Raw genomic sequence first — 952 nt, 5'->3', positions numbered from 1 at the left:
TCGTCGTAGGTCATATTCAGTAGGTCTTTATGTTTCGTTTTGAATTCTTCAACACTCAGCCAAGTTTCTTTGTCGTCTTCGCTGATTTGACCGTCAATGACAGATGCTACCTCAATCGCCATGATATAGAGCGCTCGCTTGTCAACCGTTAGAATATCCTTATGAGTCGTGATTATTCGAAGATAGTCTCCTTTTTCTCGCCCATCACTTTCATAAGAATCTTCAAAATTTAAATTTAAATTTTCACGCTTAAAAGTCGCCCAAGAGTCTTTTCCTATTCTAAAATCAGCCATTCCCCAACGCTCATCATTTGAAGAAAATTTATCTAGAGTTAAACTCAAATAAAAATTATCATCAAATGCATAAGAAAAACCAACTTTCACTCCCTTACGTTCTTTGAACCACATTTTCCAAGGATATTCCATACAGTTTTGGTATATACTAGTTTCGTAGTTGCCTTTAAGATATAATCTCACTCATCTTCCTCATCATCATAAACACGTTCGCCGTGGATTTTGATGTATTCTTCTCGAAGCCGTTCCTCCTCTTCCCATAGAGGATCTCTTACCGGTACCATTGTCTTTAATTCTTCCAAACTGATTTCAACAGCTTCATCATAAGTCAGTGAAAGAACATCCTTGTGATATTTCTTAAATTCTTCTACACTTAGCCAACTTTGCTTGCCGTCTTCGCTAATCTGACCATCAATGGCAGATGCTACTTCAGTTGCCATAATGTATAAAGCACGTTTGTCTACAGTTAAAACATCTATATGAGATGTTGCGATACGTAGATAATCTCCACGTTCTCTCCACTCTGTAATGAAAGTTTTTTCAAATTCCAATTGAATATTTTCATCAGAAAACGAATTCCAAGGATCACTCTTGTCATATGGTATATGATTCCATCGTTTATCATTAAATCGCCATTTATCAAATTGAACTCCAAAAAA

General features: G+C 36.1%; 2 protein-coding genes. Both read right to left on the bottom strand.

Going from position 1 to position 952, the window contains the following annotated elements; translation table 11 throughout:
• Nucleotides 1-476 (bottom strand): hypothetical protein (locus GMD6S_RS11995; protein ID WP_001242121.1); only part of this gene is annotated, 476 nt, incomplete at its 3' end.
• Nucleotides 473-952: hypothetical protein (locus GMD6S_RS11990; protein WP_000385954.1), on the bottom strand; the 480-nt coding region annotated here is incomplete at its 5' end. The genes GMD6S_RS11990 and GMD6S_RS11995, both read right to left, overlap by 4 nt.

The sequence above is a fragment of the Streptococcus sp. GMD6S genome (genome assembly GCF_000297015.1).
This window is presented reverse-complemented; position numbering and strand designations above follow the sequence as displayed.